The organism is Shewanella sp. SM71, assembly GCF_025653905.1.
Lineage (GTDB): Bacteria > Pseudomonadota > Gammaproteobacteria > Enterobacterales > Shewanellaceae > Shewanella > Shewanella oncorhynchi.
Window position 1 is genome coordinate 125174 of record NZ_JAKKRW010000008.1, and the last position, 17972, is coordinate 143145.

The following is a 17972-nucleotide window of genomic DNA, read 5'->3' on the forward strand; positions in this document are numbered from 1 at the left end:
TAAGCGACCTCATCCAACAATAATAACGTAGGGATCAGCGGTAACATGAAAGCGTCACTCCAGCTCAAACTGGGTCAACAGTTAACCATGACGCCACAATTACAACAGGCCATACGTCTGTTGCAACTGTCGTCATTAGAACTGCAGCAAGAGATCCAGCAAGCATTAGATTCTAATCCCCTTCTCGAGCTGGAAGAGGATCAATTCGACGCCACTAAAACCCCTGTAAACCAAACGCTATCCGATACGGACTTCAGTGAATCTAGCACTCTGCCACCAGAAAAAGACAGCTCCACCATAGACACGGCAGAGTCGCTAACCAAAGAATCCATGCCCGATGAGCTCCCCATGGACACCACATGGGATGAAGTGTTTACCGCCTCCCCAAACTCAGGCCCCGGCGGCAGTCGTGAAGACGATATGCCCTTCCAAGGCGAGACCAGTGAAGGTTTGTACGAACACTTAGAATGGCAAAAAAACCTCACGCCGTTTTCTGAAACCGATTTAGCCATTGCCACCGCCATTATTGATGCCATCGACGATCAGGGCTATCTCACCCAAAGCACTGAAGAAATTCTCGAAGCCATGGGCAATCCTGAAGTTGAGCTTGACGAAGTCGAAGCCGTACTCAAGCGTATTCAGCATTTTGATCCCATAGGCGTTGCCGCCCGTGATTTAAGTGAATGCCTGCTGATCCAACTGTCGCATTTCGCCGCTGACACGCCCAACCTAGAAAACGCCCGCATGCTGATCAAAGATCATTTAGATCTGATCGCCGCACGAGACTTTAGGTTGTTGATGCGTAAGACTAAATTAAAAGAGGATGAATTAAGGGATGGTATAGCACTCATCCAAACCCTCAATCCTCGCCCAGGTTTGTTGATCACGCCCAATAATGACGAATACGTTATCCCAGATGTGTCTGTGTCGAAGAAAAATGGCCGCTGGGTCGTTGAGCTTAATCCTGACTGCATGCCAAAAATCAATGTAAATCAACATTATGCTTCTATGGCACGCAGTACCAAAAACCAAGCCGATAGCCAATTTATTCGCGGCCATCTGCAAGAGGCTAAATGGTTTATTAAGAGCCTAGAAAGTCGTAACGATACTTTGCTTAAAGTTGCTAATTGCATAGTGCAATATCAGCAGGGTTTCTTTGAGTACGGTGAAGAAGCCATGAAGCCTATGGTGCTTAACGATATTGCCGAAGCGGTAGAAATGCATGAGTCCACCATCTCACGGGTCACAACTCAAAAATACATGCATACCCCTAAGGGACTTTTTGAACTAAAATACTTCTTCTCTAGCCACGTCGGTACTGACGATGGTGGTGAGTGCTCATCCACAGCAATCAGAGCCTTTATAAAGAAACTGGTGGCAGCGGAAAACCAGAAAAAACCATTAAGCGATAGTAAGATGGCACAACTTCTGGCAGAACAAGGGATCAACGTAGCCCGCAGAACCATTGCGAAGTACCGAGAGGCTATGCTTATTCCACCTTCTAATCAGCGTAAAAGTTTATAACCTACAGTGGATATCGGAGGACGTTTCTATGCAAATAAACCTAAGTGGGCACCATATCGAAATTACCGAATCGTTACGTGCATATGTAGAAGAAAAGTTTTCAAAACTTGAACGCCATTTCGAACAGATCAATAATGTGCACGTTGTGCTCAATGTTGAGAAAATGCAACAGATTGCTGAAGCGAGAATAAACCTCATAGGTGGTGAAGTTTTTGCAACTTCAGAGCATGCTGACATGTATGCCGCTATAGACGCCCTGATTGACAAGCTTGACCGTCAGGTTATTAAACACAAAGAGAAGTTAACAAAACACTAATAATGGAACTTTGTACCATACTGCGGCCGGAGTGCACTACCTGCGCCACTCCGGGCAGCAAGAAAAAGGTACTGGAACTCATCAGCGACTTAGTCGCTGCCCAGTACCCGACCCTCTCATCTCAAGAGATATTCGAAAGCCTAGTGGCGCGCGAAAAGATGGGGAGCACAGGTATAGGTAACGGCATCGCCATTCCACATGGTCGACTAGCCGATATAGATCAGCCCATTGCCATACTAATTAAGTGTGAAGAGCCGATAGCATTTGATGCTATCGATAAGCAACCTGTTGATATTTTATTTGCACTACTGGTGCCTGCAGACCAATGTCAGCAGCACTTAAGTACCTTGTCTTGCATGGCCGAAAAGCTGAGCGACAAGCAAATATTAAAGCAATTACGCAAGACGCATGATGAAACGGAACTCTATCAGGTAATCACTGGATGAAACTGGTCATAGTGTCGGGCCGCTCAGGCTCAGGCAAATCTGTCGCCCTTAGGGTACTCGAAGATCTCGGCTATTATTGTGTCGATAACCTTCCCTTGCCATTGATTGGCAGTTTGCTTGAGCAACTCAAAGGCAGTAACGATCTCGTCGCCATCAGTGTCGACGTGCGTAACATGCCTGAGCAGGATAAGGTCTTAGTAAAACAACTCGCTAGCCTACCTCCAGATACTGAGTTAACGAGCTTCTTCCTTAACTCCAGCGATAAAATTCTGCTCAAGCGTTACAGCGAAACCCGCCGTTTGCATCCTTTGTCGAAGAGCCGAGTCTCTTTGCAAGAAGCGATAAAGCTGGAGGGGAAACTGCTTGAGCCTATGTCAAAACTGGTCGATCACTACATAGATACGTCGAATTTGAATATCTATGATTTAAGCGACCAAGTCAGACAAATTCTCCTTGGTAGTGTCGATAAAGAACTCGTGATCAACTTCGAGTCCTTTGGCTTTAAGCACGGAATGCCCACCGAAGCCGACTTTATGTTCGATGTACGCTTCCTGCCCAATCCCCACTGGGAGTTGGCGCTGCGGCCATTGACTGGCTTAGATGAACCCGTGGCTGAGTTCTTAAATCGCCAACCACTGGTCAATAAGTTCATCTGGCAAATCGAAAATTTACTGGAGACTTGGCTGCCGCACCTCGAGCGTAACAATCGCAGTTATTTAACGGTAGCCATTGGCTGCACAGGTGGACAGCACAGATCGGTTTACGTCGCAGAGCAATTGGCAAAACGCTTTAGTAACGGTAAACATAAAGTTTATGCCCGTCATCGAGAGCTCAATAATGCCAAAGCTTGAACGTCAGATAACCATCTGTAATAAGCTCGGTTTACATGCCCGTGCCGCCACTAAGTTGGTGGTACTGGCTTCCGAGTTTGATGCGACCATCACCTTAATCCAAGGCGATAAACAAGCATCGGCCGCCAGTGTGCTTGGCTTGCTGATGCTTGAAACTGGCATGGGTAAAACCATCAAGCTTATCGCCGAAGGTCCAGATGCAGAGCCGGCTCTCGATGCCATTTGTGCCTTAATCGACGCTAAGTTTGACGAAGCCTGTTAGTTTCACTTCACACTAAGCACTTCATCGTTAGTTTCACTTCATGTCTAGTTTAAAAAACTTGCCATTCAGACATGGCAAAACATTTGTCGCTCGACGATACAAGCCACAGGCGATTACACTAGCGGTCATTGCGCGGGCCTTACCTTAGCCGTCTTAATCTATGTCATCGACTGACGCTTAGTCACCACTAAATCCTAGCCCAACACTAAGATCTCAAACCAATTTGCCGCACAATGGAGGACAAATGCCCGTAGATAATGCAGAAAACGATCACACCGGACATAGTCTTGACCAGTTAAACCAAGCGCTTAGCAGCGGCATGTTTGTACACGTGCGTAATATGCTGCAAAAAATGGCCGCCTCAGATATCGCGCTGATCTTAGAATCATCACCGCCAAATGCCAGACAAGTACTGTGGCAGCTCATCGATCAGGAACAAATAGGCGACATACTCGATGAGTTGAGTGAAGAACTCAAAGACCCACTGATCCGCAGCATGAGCCCTGAGCGAGTCGCGAAAGCGACAGCAAGCATGGACACCGACGATCTCGCCTATATTCTGCGAAGTCTTCCCGACGCCGTTTACAAACAAGTGTTGCAGTCGATGACGGAGCAAAATCGCCTGAGGGTAGAACAAGCCCTATCTTATCCAGATGAGACCGCCGGCAGCTTGATGAACACAGATACTGTCACCCTAAGACCCGATGTGAATATCGATGTGGTGCTGCGCTATCTTCGGCAAAGGGGCAACCTACCCGATACCACAGATACCTTATATGTGGTCGACAAACAGGACAAAGTCCTTGGCGGTGTTAGGCTGGCAGATCTGCTGACTTGCGCGCCAAGCACCACAATTCGCAATATCATGGATCCCAATATTCAAAGTATTCCTGTGAGCATGTCCGACAGCGAAGTCGCGCAGAAATTCGAACGCAATGACTGGGTATCGGCACCTGTCGTCGATTGTGATGGTAAGCTGCTCGGGCGTATCACAATCGATGACGTAGTCGATGTGATCCGCGAAGATGCTGAACATTCCATGATGGGTATGGCGGGGATGGACGGAGATGAAGATACCTTTGGTCCTGTACTAAAAAGTACCCTACGTCGCTCGCTCTGGCTCACCATAAACTTATTCGCCGCCCTGCTCGCATCGTCGGTCAGCAATATGTTTGAAGGCACTATTGAGCAATTTGCCACTATCGCCATCCTAATGACGATTGTCCCTAGCATGGGCGGTGTTGCCGGTAATCAGACCTTAGCGCTCGTGATCCGCGGTATTGCTTTAGGACATATAGGCCAAAGCAACGCCCGCTGGCTTATCGGTAAAGAGCTATCTATTGGTTTTCTCAATGGCTTGATGTGGTCTATTTTAGTCTTTGTCGCCGTGTGGCTATGGAAGGATGATATGGCACTGGCGGGATTAATTGGTAGCGCCATGCTGATCAACATGACAGTAGCTGGGCTTGCAGGTGCGAGTATTCCATTGATTTTAAAACGACTTAAAATCGATCCAGCCCTCGCTGGCGGTATGGTGCTTACCACAGTCACTGACGTGGTTGGCCTGTTCGCCTTCCTTGGGTTAGCGACGCTCTACCTGATGAACTAACGCTTTAACAGTTTGAGCTAACCACAGAACGGCACTCCAAAGGTGCCGTTTTTTATCCCGCTGGAAAGCTAAAAAAGGCTATTTTACCGGAGGTTGAAAACCATAACGGCTCAGAATCGCTTGACCTTTTGTCGATAGAATAAACTCAGCTAACGGCTTAGCGGCAGTATTAGCGCCTTGTAAAACCAGTAAACCATAGTCGGCACCCACGGCAAGTTCCTGCGGTAAATCGATGATTTGTAAACTCGGCACTTCTTTTTTAGCCAGCACAGCATTAGTGCAATAGGTTAAAAAGATATCCGCTTGCTTGTTTTCCATCACCCAGCCATAGGGGTTGCGATCTTTAGGCGGTTTAACGCTCTCAGGGCCGCCCGTCAGTTGTAATGCCTTGGTCTCTAACGCGGCTTTCGCATTGGGTTTTACCGCTTCGGCCTTAGCAAAAACGGCCCAGGCATAATCACCCGCGGGATCGGCTTTCGGGGTTGAGGTGCCGACTTTAATCTTAGGATCTAACAAGGTATCGAGTAACGTCGAACTCGTCACCTGAACTGTGTCTTGAGCAACAGCGCAGAGTTGATTACGGGCAAACATTTGCACCGCTTCGCCCTGACCCGAATCCACTAATGCCTGTGGATGTTTCATATTCGCCGAGGCAAAGATATCGACTTTTTCACCCTCTTGAATACGTTTTAACAATAAACCTGAGGGCGCATATTGCGCTACAACACTCATTTGCGACTGTGCTTGATAAGCAGCAATAATATCACTCATCGCAGCCTTTAAACTGCCTGCGGCGCGCAGTTCTATCGGCGCGGCTCCTGTGGTCACTTCGGCTTTCATCGGCACTCCTTGTACAGCAGTCACCATGATGACAGGACTTAAACTCAAGGCTACTAACATATTTTTGCTTATCATAGTCATATTCTCCTTTAGGCACTAAAAGTCATTCTTGTGACTTATTACCATACAGAACGTGAAATCGATAAAGGGATCAAGCTGAACTCATCCCAAGGTAATTAGCAGTGATATGTTTGTGGTGCAGGTCACTCAAGGTGCGCTTCATAAAGGACAAATTGTCTAATTGAAGCACGGCAAGCTAATCACTCAATTAGCCCACCACTGAAAACAAAAAAGTCGCCCCAGGCGACTTTTTCAGCGAGAACTTTGTGCTTAGACCAGACTATTTACCCGTTGGTATTAGTACGATCTCAACGCGGCGGTTTTGTGCTCGGCCATTTGCATTGGCATTTGATGCAATAGGACTCGCTTCACCCATACCTTTTGATTTTACACGGGCTGAGGCAACGCCTTTATTCATCAAGTAATTACCCACTTCGCTAGCACGGACCTGTGACAGACGTAAATTGTAAGAGTCTGAACCACTGCTGTCGGTATAACCTAATATGTTGAGCTGCGTTTTGCTGTATTCCTTGGCCACAACCGCCACTGAATTCAGCACGCGTTTAGCACCGTCGCTTAACTCGGTTTGATCTACGCCGAAGGTCACTTCATTAGGCATATTCAAAATGATGTTATCGCCGTTACGGGTCACACTCACGCCCGTTGAGGCTAATTGTTGGCGTAATTTGGTCTCTTGCACATCCATGTAATAACCAATACCACCACCGACTGCAGCGCCCGATGCAGCACCAATTAAGGCACCTTTACCGCGGTCGCTCTTGCTCGAAGATACCACTCCAATTGCGGCACCCGCGACGGCACCAATCAATGCGCCACTGGTCGCTTTAGCGGTTTGTTCTTCGTTTGAATAGGGATTGATTGTTGTACAACCCGATGCAACTAGCGCAGTCGTCAATACCACTATGGCTAACAGGGATGGTTTAGATTGCACTGCCTGAAAACACTTCATCATTTATAACCTCTTTATATGATTGATGACTGTGAATACCGCTCAAAAGGGCAAGAAATATCACGTCCATTAGGTAATACGAATGACCTAGGGATTACCACAAAGCAGGCAGTATATAAGCAATTGCGCTGGAGACAATCCTTTATCCATCTTCAATTATGCTAATCCAGATTTTAGTCAGCAAAGATACAGATTTCGGGTTTCAATCATGGCTTGTACCAGCCAATTTAATATCAAGTCTATGGCACCGAAATAGTGCACCTTGCACCTTTATTGGCAGCACTAAAAAATAACGCCGTTTTAATCGAAGGCACAATCCAATGATTTAAAAGGTTAAAATAAAAATTAGAATATTGGCACGAATTTTACATACTACTAAGTGAGTAGACAGTCAGACGCGGTAAACATCGCCGAAAACTAGAGTCGACTTCAACAGGATTAATCCAAATTAAATGGACCTATCGAGACAGAAAATGGGCTCGAGTATTTAGGGTCATGAAGGAGGAAGTATGAAAAAGGTCATGAACTTTATCGCACTATGTCGCCACGAATGGATTTGTCTGCGCCATCTAGGTCTGAGCCAGTGGGATTTAGAACAGCGTCACTATCATCAATAAAAGGCAACGCAAACGGTCATATTTTGGTTCGAAGGCAGTAAAAGAGGGAACGCTCATGGGAATCGCAGAAAATAGTCTCAAGCTACATGTTATCACCGAGGTTAAAGTACAAGGTCGCTTACTGTCGGATGTTGCACGCCAATACGGTTTATCTGCCAAGGCAGTCTACCAATGGGTGCGAGAAAGCGATCTGCAACCCCAGCAAAGAGAATGCGCATTAATGAGTGAGATTGCCCTGCTACAGAAAAAAATTAAACAGCTCAATCAAGAGCTACGCACGATAGGTTAGCCTGTACAACAAGCTAAACGTGCCCGAATAGACAAGGCCGGACGAGATTGCATATCGCCCTGCTGATAACGCTAACGATGTAAAAGATGTGCTAACAACAATAATAACAGCGCCCTTTTTAGTCCGGCCTTGTCGTCCAAATTGATGAACCCAGCGAAGATTGGGAAATAGTATTAACAGCAACAAACGGATAGGGACAATGCAAAAGTTTCGGCAAGACTAGGGAGGGAGTTATCTCCCCCAAGATCAAATATGTGAATTGTGCTCCCCCAAGTCATGAACATATTTCTCTCTCTGGCCTTGTCATTTTATTCACAGGATCAATGATGATCCAGCACTGCAATGAGTGTAGTGCGCCAAGGAAGGCCGTGATTGGTATTACATAGATTGACTGAAGAGTGACCAAGGTTTCGGCAAGGATTGAGGGAGTTATCTTCCCCAAAGATTAAATATGTGAATTGTGCTCCCCCAAGTCATGAACATATTTCTCTCTCAGCTCTTGTCCTTTTATTACACTGTTCGATGATTGCTAGCTTGTTTGTAGCAACAAGGATGGCCCCAGCTTCCATAGGGGATTAAGCCAAGGATTGGCTAACGCAAAAAATTAAATAACAATAATAAAATCAACAATAAAAATAATAATTCACTTAATTTTTAGCATAAAAAAGACGCTACTTTGAGCGTCTTTTTTATGGGTGAAAAACAACGACTGACGATTAATAGTCTTCTTCGTTTGCCTCTTGGATCCGCTGCTTACGCTCTTGTGCCTCTTCAAAGGCCGCTTGGATTTCTTCCAAGACCGCACTAACATCGGCTTCGACCAGCACTTCGGTAAACTCACCCGTTAATGGTGTTTCAGGCTTCAATTCACCGGCTTCAAACAAGGCCCAAATTTCTTTGGCGTATTGTGTTTTTAACAGCTCAGGAGCATACAAACCATAGTATTGAGTCATGTTATTCACATCACGCGCTAACATCCATTTAGCATGGTTATTTGCAGCGGCATCGACGGCCTGAGGTAAGTCGATAATCACTGGCCCTTCACTGTCAACTAACACGTTAAACTCAGACAAGTCACCGTGCACTAACCCCGCACAGAGCATACGTTTGACATAGGTCATCACCAACGCATGATCCTTCAAGGCTTTTTCTGCCGACATACTAACATCGTTTAATCTCGGCGCGACATTGCCCTCGGCATCCGTCACTAACTCCATCAGCAACACGCCATCGAAACAACCATAAGGCGTTGGCACACGCACACCCGCATTCGCTAAACGGTAAAGTGCTTCAACTTCAGCATTTTGCCAAGCTTCTTCCTGCTGATCGCGGCCAAATTTAGACCCTTTTTCCATCGCGCGCGCGCGACGACTGTTACGGACTTTTCGACCTTCTTGATATAACACAGCTTGCTTAAAACTGCGCTTGTCCGCTTCTTTATAGACTTTGGCACAGCGGATATCATCACCACTGCGTACAACGTACACAGTCGCTTCTTTACCGCTCATTAACTGGCTAATGACCTCATCGACCAGTCCTTCATCAACCAGGGGTTGGATTCGTTTCGGAGTTTTCATAGCGCCCTTATACCTTACTTAGGCATGATATGGAATACTGCGGGCAAATCTTCATACAAAAGCGGTCTCCAGCGGAAGTTTGATGAATATAGTTTAGGATTGTTAAACGAATTTTAAGTAGAAACTAATGCACTTGCGTGTTAAACACAATACCAGATTTACTCAGCGCTTTGGCAAAGAAAGAGACTGAAAATACCACTTTAACTAAAAGAATATTCTTTTATGCTCACCCCAATAAAACCAGACTCAAAACGACAAGCCATATTCCACGGCGAATATGCCAATCCAAGCCAGTTGAAATAATACCCAGAGCTAAATTGCTGCAGGAACTTAACTCAAACAAACAAGGCAATCACACTGCCCACAGTCGCCGCCGCTTTCAATATTTGGCCTGCACTGTAATAAGTGTCGTTTGAACTCTTAACGTCATCTAAATCATCCGCACTAGGCTCAGATATTTTACTCCTTGCATTGCCATCAAAACTGACCTCAGCTTTAGGAGCTGCCAGCCCTAATGCACCATAGGTAAAGGATTTAAGTCCGCTTGGCTCGGCGGTATCAAGGGATTGATGAGCCGACTTAACTGCCGGTAATGAAGCTGAATACGCAGATGAAATAAGTGAAATCATAGCGAGCACCAAAGCAGACATTTAAAGTGTTAACCACAAACTAACACAATATCAGCTGGTTATCATGCATTCATCCGCTAAACTGTGATGGATTCTGCCCAACAAAACGCATCTATGACCGTATAAATGGCGGTATATATAGCTAGATCTCCCCCATAAGAGCCTTTATCCTAAACGCCACAACATATAGAGAACTTATCCATGCACTATCCCAGCATTTTCCTCGCACTTTCAGTCCTATCCCTGACTCAATGCAGCAGCTTATCTATTGAAGAATGCGCCAATAGTGATTGGTTTGCCCTTGGGCTTGCCGATGGCAACCGTGGGACAAGTTCTGGGCAATTAAATCAATATCAAAAAGATTGTCGTGAATTTAATCTCACTGTCGATACCGCGCAGTGGAAACAAGGATACCAGCAAGGGTTAGCCAGTTACTGCGTGCCAGAAAATGGCTACCGCGTAGGCTTAGCGGGAGAAAGTTATTATGGGGTTTGCAGTAATAACCAGTTTGTTGAGCGCTATAACCAAGGCCATCAACAATACCTGACCAACAAACGTTTAACTGAGATTGCCGATCGCTTAAATACCATAGAGAGGGAAATAAGCAGTCTTGATGGCAAGATCAATAATCTCACCGACAAGGCTGACTTATTGAAACAGAAAAACAGCCTACTCAACGAAAAAAACCAACTGTTAGATGAAAGATCTCGCCTACGCAGACCTGATATGCGCTTCGAATTTAGATTTTAAGCCATAAAAAAATACTGAACCCAATAAGGACTCAGGGCGTTAGCTTCACAGCTCGTTATTTTTGCGGTATTCCACTACTTGCAACCTTGAACATTTGACCCAAAGCGACCAATTTAGACTTTCTAAACGCAGGCGAGCGCAGAAAAAACGCATAGTAGAGTAGGCTAGCGGACGTCCATGCTATGGCTAAACTCCATAAATCATGACTCAAGAAGTGGGCACCGCGTAACTCTTGGCCAATGCCAAATACTAGGCCTAAACTCAAACCAAAGATTAATCCAAACTTAGCTAAATGCGGGCGATACTCACGCAGCACGTAATACAAGGCAACCCAAGCAAATCCCCCACTGGCATGGCCACCAGGGAAACATTGACCAAACTCAGCACTTTTAGGTAAACGAGAAAACAAGGATGAATGTATCATCTGGCCGCCAAACTCAATCACATCCCACGGGCAGGTCATGTGAGTAACGCTCTTGCCAATTCGGACCAGCAACACACTCGCCAATACGCTACTAAATAGGTAAATCAGGCCCTTGCGGTACGGTTTTACCCTGTCACTTCGAAAACTAAAGGCAATGCCGACTACGACACTCACCGCCAGCAAGATGACAAAGTTACGCCCAGTGACATGCAATAAATCTTCGGTCAACCAATATCCTCTCAATGGCCAAGAGTCGATGCCCCCTTGCCAATGAAATAACAAAGTCGCGACTTTCATATCAGCGTGAGTCCATTCAAGCCCCACTATGATCACTGCAAACACTAAAAGCGGCGTAATTAAATGCCCCTTAGCAAAATCCATAAATGTCATCATAACTTTATCTTTCAGATAGTTATTCACTAATAAATCCAAAAATCAGAACATTTAGTGTTAGAGTACCGTTGAATTCTTACCTAACACTTAAGAGATCTAACAGCGCAGCATTTAAGATAGAACCGAGATTTTGCAGTAACTAAATTTATCGAAAAGACTCACATCATGAGTAAAAAGACTATAGTTTATGCATAGTATCGCGCCTCTAGGACTGAGCATTCATGCCATACAACCTCGCCATTAACCAGTCTCAAAAAGATCGTTTATTTGCCGACATTACGATCGACACAGACAAAATCGTTGTTCCCCAAGAAATGGTTGATAACTGGCAACAAACCTTAGATTTGCTCTCTGAATTAGTCGACACTCCCGCCGCTTTGATCATGCGTGTCCATCAAACCGATATTGAGGTCTTTACCTCGAGCCGCACCCAAGGTAATCCCTATAAAAAACATGATAAAGACAGTTTAGGCCACGGGCTTTACTGCGAAACAGTGATCAAAGAAGGTAAGGAACTCCACATTCCTAACGCCCTAAAAGATAAAAACTGGGACAAAAATCCTGACATTAAACTCGGCATGATCGCATACTGTGGTTTACCTTTACGTTGGCCAGATGGCAGTGCCTTTGGCACTATCTGCATGCTCGATAGCCAAGAGCATAATTACCGCCAATCTTTTCGCAGCTTACTCGCTCGGTTTCAAAATGGTATCGAAGCTAACCTAGTCACCCTTTATCAACAGGCTAAGCTACAACTGCACAATCAGCAGCTAGAGCAAAAAGTACAACAGCGCACCCATGAACTCGCCGAACTTAGCGGTAAGCTCATTAAAGAAATCGAAAACCGCACCTCCACCGAAACCTCACTGGAATACCATAAAAGCTACGATCCGCTCACGGGATTACCCAACCGCATCAATTTGATTAATAGTCTGTCGATCATGCTCGAAAAAGTGAATCGCAAAGAAAAGATTTCAGTACTCTATCTTGGGCTGCGTAATTTCAAATCCATCAACGACAGTTATGGTTACCTGATTGGCGATAAAATTCTCACGATTCTCAGCCAACGTTTACAGCACTATACCGATGAAAACACCTTTATCGCCCGCATCGCTGGCGCCGAATTTGTGATTATTCAAGCCCACAAACCTTCGAATAACGAAACCAATAAACTCATCAATAAAGTGCTTAACTGCTGTAATACCCCCTTTGGTGTGGCTGATTTTGTAATCACGATTCCCTCGAGCATGGGCATAGCACAAGCGCCTATGGATGGTATCGATGCCGCCATCCTGCTGCAAAAAGCCGGAGCGGCCATGACGATCAGCAAGGCTGATGGCTCAACTCACAGCTTCTTTAATCAAGATACACAAGCCGCTTTAAACCTACGCTATCAACTGGAATCCCATTTGGTCGATGCGCTGAACAAGAACGAATTAAGCCTGCATTACCAACCCTTTATTAACTTAAAGACGAAGCAAGTGATTGGTGCCGAAGCCCTGCTGCGCTGGCATAATCCCATCCTTGGCAATGTCGCCCCAGACAGATTCATCGCCTTAGCTGAACGTAATGGCCAGATTATCGATATTGGTAATTTTGTATTGCATACCGCGCTGTCTCAGGCGGCAAAATGGTGTCGCGAGGTAGGCCAAGAGTTTAAAATCGCCATCAATATTTCCCCTTTGCAAATGCGCAATCCCCGCTTTAGCGAACACATAGCCGACTTACTCACCCTCTATCAATTGCCACCGACCGCCTTAGAACTTGAAATTACCGAAGGCATGCTGATGCAAGATGAACACATTGCCCACAATGCCATCCAAAAACTACAAGAACTCGGTATCCGCATCTCCCTAGATGATTTTGGCACAGGCTACTCATCCTTAAGTTATCTACAAAAATACTCTTTCGACACCTTAAAAATCGATCGCTGCTTTATTAGTAAACTCGAAGAAAACGAACAAAATAGAGAGTTAACCAAGGCAATTATTGCCATTGGTAAGAAACTGGACTTGGAAGTGATCGCCGAAGGCGTAGAAACCCTAGAACAAGATGCCTTTATTCGTCACGAAGAATGCGACTTAGGCCAAGGTTACCTCTACGGTAAACCCATTACCGCAACACAGTTTGAGCAGGCATTTATCCATAAAAAAGAGCATTAAGTTCATCCTTAATGCTCTTTTTTATTTCGCGAATTAAAACCGACTGAATAATGCTACGTGAATAGTCATTTCCACAGAATGTTATAACTCACATTTGTACAAAAGTGAGCTAGTTTTTTTACTCTAATTCGTGGAGTTCGGATTAAAATTTCTATGGGTTATCACCTTACAAACGCAAGCCAACTGTTTTACGTCCGTTTAAGCAACTTATTATGTTCTCTTGCTAACCACCACAAAAATAAGATTGCTTGTAATCCCGAAATACCTGCATAAAACAAAAACAATTCAATTTTCATAGAAGGTAGTGAAATCAGAATACCGAAAGCTAGAATCCCTAAAAAATAACACCATTTATTCTGATTAAAGAACTTTACTGCCACCCAATGCACAGGAAAGCCAATTAACATCCATCCAATAATTGAGAATATAAAATAGAACACTAAAACAAAATGTATTGATTCATAGAAGTATTTAAAATCCATTTTTATTAAGTCAGATTCATTACTCCAGTAAAACAGCATAATTGGAACAAAACATATTGCTATAGCAATAAACATGGCTCGTAAAAAGTGCTCCAAATTCACAACCTCTCCCTGAGAACATAACGCCGCAAGCGGCGAGCGTTAGCGAGTCCAGCACCGAAGGTGCGATGCTGACTTGCCTTGTTAACTTTTTGCATACTCTACAACTAAAGACAGCGGTAACAAAAAAATAGCTGCCAACAAGAAATAACAACAAAGATAAAACACTCCGTAATAAACTGAATTTGTTATCTTACAAGCTAACTCCAATCTACGGGTGCCTAGCAGAGACGGAAAATAACTAGAGAACAGATTAATCGCATCAGCATTCTCTTCAAATAGTTTCACTAAGAAAAGCCTTAGCGTTGTGATAGTCATTACCATCCCTGCAAGGACAAAGGTAAAAAATAATAACCACTCAGCCATTTCAAAAGCTGTAACACCAACGAATGCAGCAAGAACAAGTAACATAGTGCCGATAACCCACCAGCGATAATAGCTTGCCGCCTTTTTTGTAAGGGCCTGATAGCAAAATTTAAGCGGTGCTTGAGGGTGCATAGTTCTTCCATAAAGTTAACGCCCGCAGCACGCGCGGCTTTGTAGTGAAGGCGGAGCTGCAACGAAAAGGCCGTCGCTGTGCCTGCGATTGTTAGGCATTTCTACTTCCGGCCCCTCGAAATATAGTCGGCATATTCATCTTGAATCATAAACTCGTTCAATAACCTTTCAGATGATCCTGCGAATCGTTGCTCAATAAACTCTATCGCTTGGCCAAATGAAGTGAATGATTTGACCTCATTGGCATCCTCTAGCTCTAGGTCTGGACCTAGTGGACCAAACTCATAAATATTAAGGAATGATTCATCACCCAAATCAGCAGTTTCGTAAACTGAAACATCTATTTCGGATTTAGGACCTCGAACGCTTAGCCACTGAATACCAGCACGGCCATCCCGTTCACAGCCACCAAGAAAGCACTCAACTGCTTTCCCTCGCTTAAGCGCCGACTCGGCTTCTTGAAGATTAAGGTATCTACGGCTCATTGTGTATACCTAACGCCGCGCTCTGCGGAGCGCAGCGGAAAATTTGTCCGACAGCAGCGCCTTGTTAACTGCAGAACTCAATTCTATAGCCTCTGGCTGTACTGTATTTTAAATCATTAAATGTGTCGCATATAACGGAACTATCAAAGAAACTAGATGCTTCATTTGTTTTCCCTTTAGTTCCGAGACCAAGTACAAGTCGCTGCAGCACTGGCAAACTATTATTTAGCTCAGAAAACAATACAGGATCTATCTTCGAATTAATTACAGCCAATTCGTTAATTGAGCTACCTTTAATACCTGACAAAGAGGAAAGTCCATTCATGGTATCCATGACCAAGCTCTTAAGGTGCTTTAGATTGGAAACATCTGGAATGGATGTAACTTGCTTTAGAGTACTTAAATGCAATATCTCAAGAGATGTCAGGTTTTCCAGGGCACTTAGGTCGTGTAATTTCTTTACCCAAAGTATTTCTAGGCTTGTTAACTTAGATAATCCTTTAATAGCATTTAGGTCTTCAAATGTGCCGAAACCCAAATATAAACTTTCTAAATTACTCAGACTGGCAACATGCTCTATTTGTTTTTCTTGATACCCTGAAAGGGTTAGGTCTCTAAGGCTAGTGAGCGTAGCTATAGAATCGATATCTTTCTTATTTTTGACCAAACTCAAAGAATTTAACTTATTCAGATCTGATAGAGGCCTTAAAGATACAGTTTTTTTATTAAGCTCTCCCAGACTCAAAAACTCTATTTCGTTTACATGCTCAGCAATAGCATCAATACTTGTTAGCGCAGGAAGAAAAATCTCTAAAGCTCTAATGCCCGAATAGTGTTTCAGGAAATCTAAACTGTAATCGTTACCCGCAGACCATGTAGGACCAAAAGCACCACCTAAGTATGATAGAGATATACCATCGATTTTTCCTTGGCGTATTTCATCCGCGATAGATGAATGTTCTTCATCGCTCAAATTGTCGGCTATCTTTTTTAGTTTTATGTGCATAATCTCAATTCTAGGTAGCAGTTAACGTCTTAGTATTTATGCGCTGCGCTGTTTGCAGGGCATAAATCGCTTGTTTACTAAATCTCAAATATGGCCGCTGCCACATCCATATCAATTGGTATAAATAATGCTATAGGAATTTGCTTTTTTGCGGTAGCGGTTTTTTATACAGTTTGATGGGTAATCACTTGATATCGTTTTACCTTTCTCGTTCTTTTACGCTTATTTTTTTGCTGATGAATAGCTATCTAAAGACTCAAAACTCCAAGGAATACACCTCCCCTCGGAGTTGCCGCTAGGCGAATAGAGCTCTTGATTTAATAAAGAGTGCGTGAGTTCGGTCATGGATGACCGACTAGCTTTCGCAGGTGCAGGGGCGAATGAAAATCGGTGATTTTCGCGCTTATGAGCGAGAGGCAGGGACTGCCGAACTGGAAGGATTTACATGGATGTAAAGCGCATCCTTCGGAAGCGATAGCAAATTTGGCAATGAGCACAAGGGGCTTTCAACTCCGTTGGGCGTCTTGGAGCATCCAAGGGCGAAGGCCTACGGCCGCTTTGAGCGCGAGATATGGATATCGAGCTGGCTATTTAACATGGACGTTTTTGATAGGACGAGCAGTCCTCCTTGGTCGGGTGTGGGGTGAAGCCCCACGACTTTGATTTTGATTAAAGCATTCAAACTACGAAACACACTTTGGGGCAATAGCTTCTAGCTAAAGGAAGTCGTTAGGATTACTAAAGCAGCGACCATCAACATAGAGTCGCAGCTTTAAATCTCACTCATAGGGATAGGGAAACGAGACTAGTCTGCTTTAATAACAGCTTGTGTCAGTATTTCTTGGTCATTCTTAAACACCACTAGCTCGCCTAGAGGACTATCGCTGCCGCCTAAGACGGTGACATAACAATAATACTGGTATGGGCCGCTGCGAAATTGGTATGAATGATTCCCCCCACTGCCATCAAATACGAGTTTGCCTTTATTCAGCACTAAATCTGGCTTGTCGCTCAATGACTTACCCTTTGCCCATGCGGCATAGCGGTATTGGCTGTTCCCCATATCATCGACACGAATGGTAAACTTGGCGGTCTCCCAAGATAACGCTGGGCTGACAAATTCACTCACACTCGGATGTAATGCCGTTTGTTGCTTAGCAATAAGCTCTGCTTTCAGTTTTGCCTCTACCGGTGTTTGATAGTTAATGGCGATGATCTTGCCATCAAAATCCAGCCACACAACGCCGCTACCGAGCATAATGCCGCGCCAGCCCATCGTCTGCCAATCGGCTTCAATCTTAGAATGGGCGATCTGCTCAAGCAGCTTAGGATCAAAAACCTGATCGAAACGTGCGATCATTTCCTGGGTATTTTGAATCGCGGGGATCGGATATTCACGTTTAAGCGGGTAAGCCACACGCTTAGCAATCGCCTCAAGATCATTGGCCTTGGCGGCGTCGATAAGTCCCTGCACCAGAGGAATATATTCCTCTGGCATGGCTTCATCAGCGGCGTTTGCATTGATGCTTAAACCCATAACGCTGAATATTAACGCCGCAGAAAACGCGATATTCATCAGTGTAACTTGGCTGAAAACAGCTAATTTGCTTCCCTTGAGTCGTGAGGCGAATGGCATCTTTATCCCTTACTCCAAATGTCTCTGCTGAGACTAAAAGCCAAGAA

The 17972-nt window shown here is 44.6% G+C and carries 19 protein-coding genes; 9 read left to right on the forward strand and 10 right to left on the reverse strand.

Annotated elements, in window-relative coordinates:
- The first annotated feature begins 45 nt into the window (after positions 1–45).
- The 6 genes from L5L97_RS10090 to mgtE all read left to right on the forward strand — a co-directional run bounded on the left by L5L97_RS10090 (position 46) and on the right by mgtE (position 5008).
- Complete coding sequence (locus tag L5L97_RS10090; RefSeq protein ID WP_105251391.1) at positions 46–1524, forward strand: RNA polymerase factor sigma-54; 1479 nt, start codon at positions 46–48, stop codon at positions 1522–1524.
- Positions 1525–1552: 28 nt separating this feature from the next.
- Positions 1553–1840 (forward strand): ribosome hibernation promoting factor, encoded by a 288-nt coding sequence (gene hpf / locus L5L97_RS10095; RefSeq protein WP_028759468.1) that lies wholly within the window; start codon positions 1553–1555, stop codon positions 1838–1840.
- Positions 1841–1842: 2 nt separating this feature from the next.
- Positions 1843–2286 (forward strand): PTS IIA-like nitrogen regulatory protein PtsN, encoded by a 444-nt coding sequence (ptsN, locus tag L5L97_RS10100; RefSeq protein ID WP_006083071.1) that lies wholly within the window; start codon positions 1843–1845, stop codon positions 2284–2286.
- Positions 2283–3137, forward strand: coding sequence for an RNase adapter RapZ (gene rapZ, locus L5L97_RS10105; protein WP_105251390.1), 855 nt, complete (start codon positions 2283–2285; stop codon positions 3135–3137). Before ptsN ends, rapZ begins: the two co-directional genes overlap by 4 nt.
- Positions 3124–3399 carry an HPr family phosphocarrier protein gene (locus tag L5L97_RS10110; RefSeq protein ID WP_006083073.1) on the forward strand — a complete coding sequence of 92 codons (276 nt, stop codon included), beginning with the start codon at positions 3124–3126 and terminating at the stop codon, positions 3397–3399. Before rapZ ends, L5L97_RS10110 begins: the two co-directional genes overlap by 14 nt.
- A 244-nt stretch (positions 3400–3643) precedes the next feature.
- The gene (gene mgtE, locus L5L97_RS10115) at positions 3644–5008 is read left to right on the forward strand and encodes a magnesium transporter (RefSeq protein ID WP_219235357.1); all 1365 of its coding nucleotides are present in this window, start codon (positions 3644–3646) and stop codon (positions 5006–5008) included.
- A gap of 78 nt (positions 5009–5086) precedes the next feature.
- On the opposite strand, the gene L5L97_RS10120 is transcribed toward mgtE, so the two are convergent.
- Positions 5087–5923: a molybdate ABC transporter substrate-binding protein gene (locus L5L97_RS10120; protein ID WP_263181745.1), complete on the reverse strand. Its 837-nt coding sequence runs from the start codon at positions 5921–5923 to the stop codon at positions 5087–5089.
- A gap of 265 nt (positions 5924–6188) precedes the next feature.
- The gene (locus tag L5L97_RS10125) at positions 6189–6878 is read right to left on the reverse strand and encodes an OmpA family protein (protein WP_173497922.1); all 690 of its coding nucleotides are present in this window, start codon (positions 6876–6878) and stop codon (positions 6189–6191) included.
- Between the two features lie 672 nt (positions 6879–7550).
- On the opposite strand from L5L97_RS10125, the gene L5L97_RS10130 reads away from it, so the two are divergent.
- Positions 7551–7784, forward strand: a complete 234-nt coding sequence (locus L5L97_RS10130) for a transposase (protein ID WP_263181746.1) — start codon at positions 7551–7553, stop codon at positions 7782–7784.
- A gap of 716 nt (positions 7785–8500) precedes the next feature.
- On the opposite strand, the gene L5L97_RS10135 is transcribed toward L5L97_RS10130, so the two are convergent.
- Together L5L97_RS10135 and L5L97_RS10140 are read right to left on the reverse strand one after the other, a co-directional pair.
- Positions 8501–9361 (reverse strand): PA4780 family RIO1-like protein kinase, encoded by an 861-nt coding sequence (locus L5L97_RS10135; RefSeq protein WP_028759534.1) that lies wholly within the window; start codon positions 9359–9361, stop codon positions 8501–8503.
- Between the two features lie 335 nt (positions 9362–9696).
- The gene (locus tag L5L97_RS10140; protein ID WP_317629528.1) at positions 9697–10011 is read right to left on the reverse strand and encodes a hypothetical protein; all 315 of its coding nucleotides are present in this window, start codon (positions 10009–10011) and stop codon (positions 9697–9699) included.
- Between the two features lie 180 nt (positions 10012–10191).
- Between L5L97_RS10140 and L5L97_RS10145 the strand changes: the two genes are divergently transcribed.
- A complete protein-coding gene (locus tag L5L97_RS10145) occupies positions 10192–10740 on the forward strand; it encodes a DUF2799 domain-containing protein (protein ID WP_131524134.1) in 549 nt (182 codons plus the stop codon).
- 55 nt (positions 10741–10795) lie between these two features.
- Here L5L97_RS10145 and L5L97_RS10150 read toward each other — a convergent pair whose 3' ends face one another.
- Positions 10796–11554, reverse strand: coding sequence for a phosphatase PAP2 family protein (locus L5L97_RS10150; protein WP_263181818.1), 759 nt, complete (start codon positions 11552–11554; stop codon positions 10796–10798).
- A gap of 224 nt (positions 11555–11778) precedes the next feature.
- Here L5L97_RS10150 and L5L97_RS10155 point away from each other — a divergent pair, with 224 nt between their 5' ends.
- The gene (locus L5L97_RS10155; protein ID WP_263142000.1) at positions 11779–13719 is read left to right on the forward strand and encodes a GGDEF and EAL domain-containing protein; all 1941 of its coding nucleotides are present in this window, start codon (positions 11779–11781) and stop codon (positions 13717–13719) included.
- 188 nt (positions 13720–13907) lie between these two features.
- Here the strand turns inward: L5L97_RS10155 and L5L97_RS10160 are convergent, their stop codons facing one another.
- From L5L97_RS10160 to L5L97_RS10180, 5 genes are all read right to left on the reverse strand, one after another.
- Complete coding sequence (locus L5L97_RS10160) at positions 13908–14303, reverse strand: hypothetical protein (protein WP_263142002.1); 396 nt, start codon at positions 14301–14303, stop codon at positions 13908–13910.
- A gap of 81 nt (positions 14304–14384) precedes the next feature.
- Positions 14385–14798, reverse strand: coding sequence for a hypothetical protein (locus tag L5L97_RS10165; RefSeq protein WP_263177672.1), 414 nt, complete (start codon positions 14796–14798; stop codon positions 14385–14387).
- A 101-nt stretch (positions 14799–14899) separates the two neighbouring features.
- Positions 14900–15283, reverse strand: a complete 384-nt coding sequence (locus L5L97_RS10170) for a hypothetical protein (protein ID WP_263181748.1) — start codon at positions 15281–15283, stop codon at positions 14900–14902.
- 64 nt (positions 15284–15347) lie between these two features.
- Complete coding sequence (locus L5L97_RS10175; protein WP_131524138.1) at positions 15348–16289, reverse strand: leucine-rich repeat domain-containing protein; 942 nt, start codon at positions 16287–16289, stop codon at positions 15348–15350.
- 805 nt (positions 16290–17094) lie between these two features.
- Positions 17095–17925, reverse strand: coding sequence for a hypothetical protein (locus L5L97_RS10180; RefSeq protein WP_263181749.1), 831 nt, complete (start codon positions 17923–17925; stop codon positions 17095–17097).
- Between the last annotated feature and the right edge of the window lie 47 nt (positions 17926–17972).

Coding starts and splice junctions, on each gene's coding strand:
- L5L97_RS10145 (WP_131524134.1), top strand. CDS start 10,192: ATGCACTATCCCAGCATTTTCCTCGCACTTTCAGTCCTATCCCTGACT.
- L5L97_RS10120 (WP_263181745.1), bottom strand. CDS start 5,923: ATGATAAGCAAAAATATGTTAGTAGCCTTGAGTTTAAGTCCTGTCATC.
- rapZ (WP_105251390.1), top strand. CDS start 2,283: ATGAAACTGGTCATAGTGTCGGGCCGCTCAGGCTCAGGCAAATCTGTC.
- L5L97_RS10175 (WP_131524138.1), bottom strand. CDS start 16,289: ATGCACATAAAACTAAAAAAGATAGCCGACAATTTGAGCGATGAAGAA.
- L5L97_RS10135 (WP_028759534.1), bottom strand. CDS start 9,361: ATGAAAACTCCGAAACGAATCCAACCCCTGGTTGATGAAGGACTGGTC.
- hpf (WP_028759468.1), top strand. CDS start 1,553: ATGCAAATAAACCTAAGTGGGCACCATATCGAAATTACCGAATCGTTA.
- L5L97_RS10125 (WP_173497922.1), bottom strand. CDS start 6,878: ATGAAGTGTTTTCAGGCAGTGCAATCTAAACCATCCCTGTTAGCCATA.
- L5L97_RS10130 (WP_263181746.1), top strand. CDS start 7,551: ATGGGAATCGCAGAAAATAGTCTCAAGCTACATGTTATCACCGAGGTT.
- L5L97_RS10170 (WP_263181748.1), bottom strand. CDS start 15,283: ATGAGCCGTAGATACCTTAATCTTCAAGAAGCCGAGTCGGCGCTTAAG.
- L5L97_RS10180 (WP_263181749.1), bottom strand. CDS start 17,925: ATGCCATTCGCCTCACGACTCAAGGGAAGCAAATTAGCTGTTTTCAGC.
- L5L97_RS10140 (WP_317629528.1), bottom strand. CDS start 10,011: ATGTCTGCTTTGGTGCTCGCTATGATTTCACTTATTTCATCTGCGTAT.
- L5L97_RS10165 (WP_263177672.1), bottom strand. CDS start 14,798: ATGCACCCTCAAGCACCGCTTAAATTTTGCTATCAGGCCCTTACAAAA.
- L5L97_RS10155 (WP_263142000.1), top strand. CDS start 11,779: ATGCCATACAACCTCGCCATTAACCAGTCTCAAAAAGATCGTTTATTT.
- L5L97_RS10110 (WP_006083073.1), top strand. CDS start 3,124: ATGCCAAAGCTTGAACGTCAGATAACCATCTGTAATAAGCTCGGTTTA.
- mgtE (WP_219235357.1), top strand. CDS start 3,644: ATGCCCGTAGATAATGCAGAAAACGATCACACCGGACATAGTCTTGAC.
- L5L97_RS10090 (WP_105251391.1), top strand. CDS start 46: ATGAAAGCGTCACTCCAGCTCAAACTGGGTCAACAGTTAACCATGACG.
- L5L97_RS10150 (WP_263181818.1), bottom strand. CDS start 11,554: ATGACATTTATGGATTTTGCTAAGGGGCATTTAATTACGCCGCTTTTA.
- ptsN (WP_006083071.1), top strand. CDS start 1,843: ATGGAACTTTGTACCATACTGCGGCCGGAGTGCACTACCTGCGCCACT.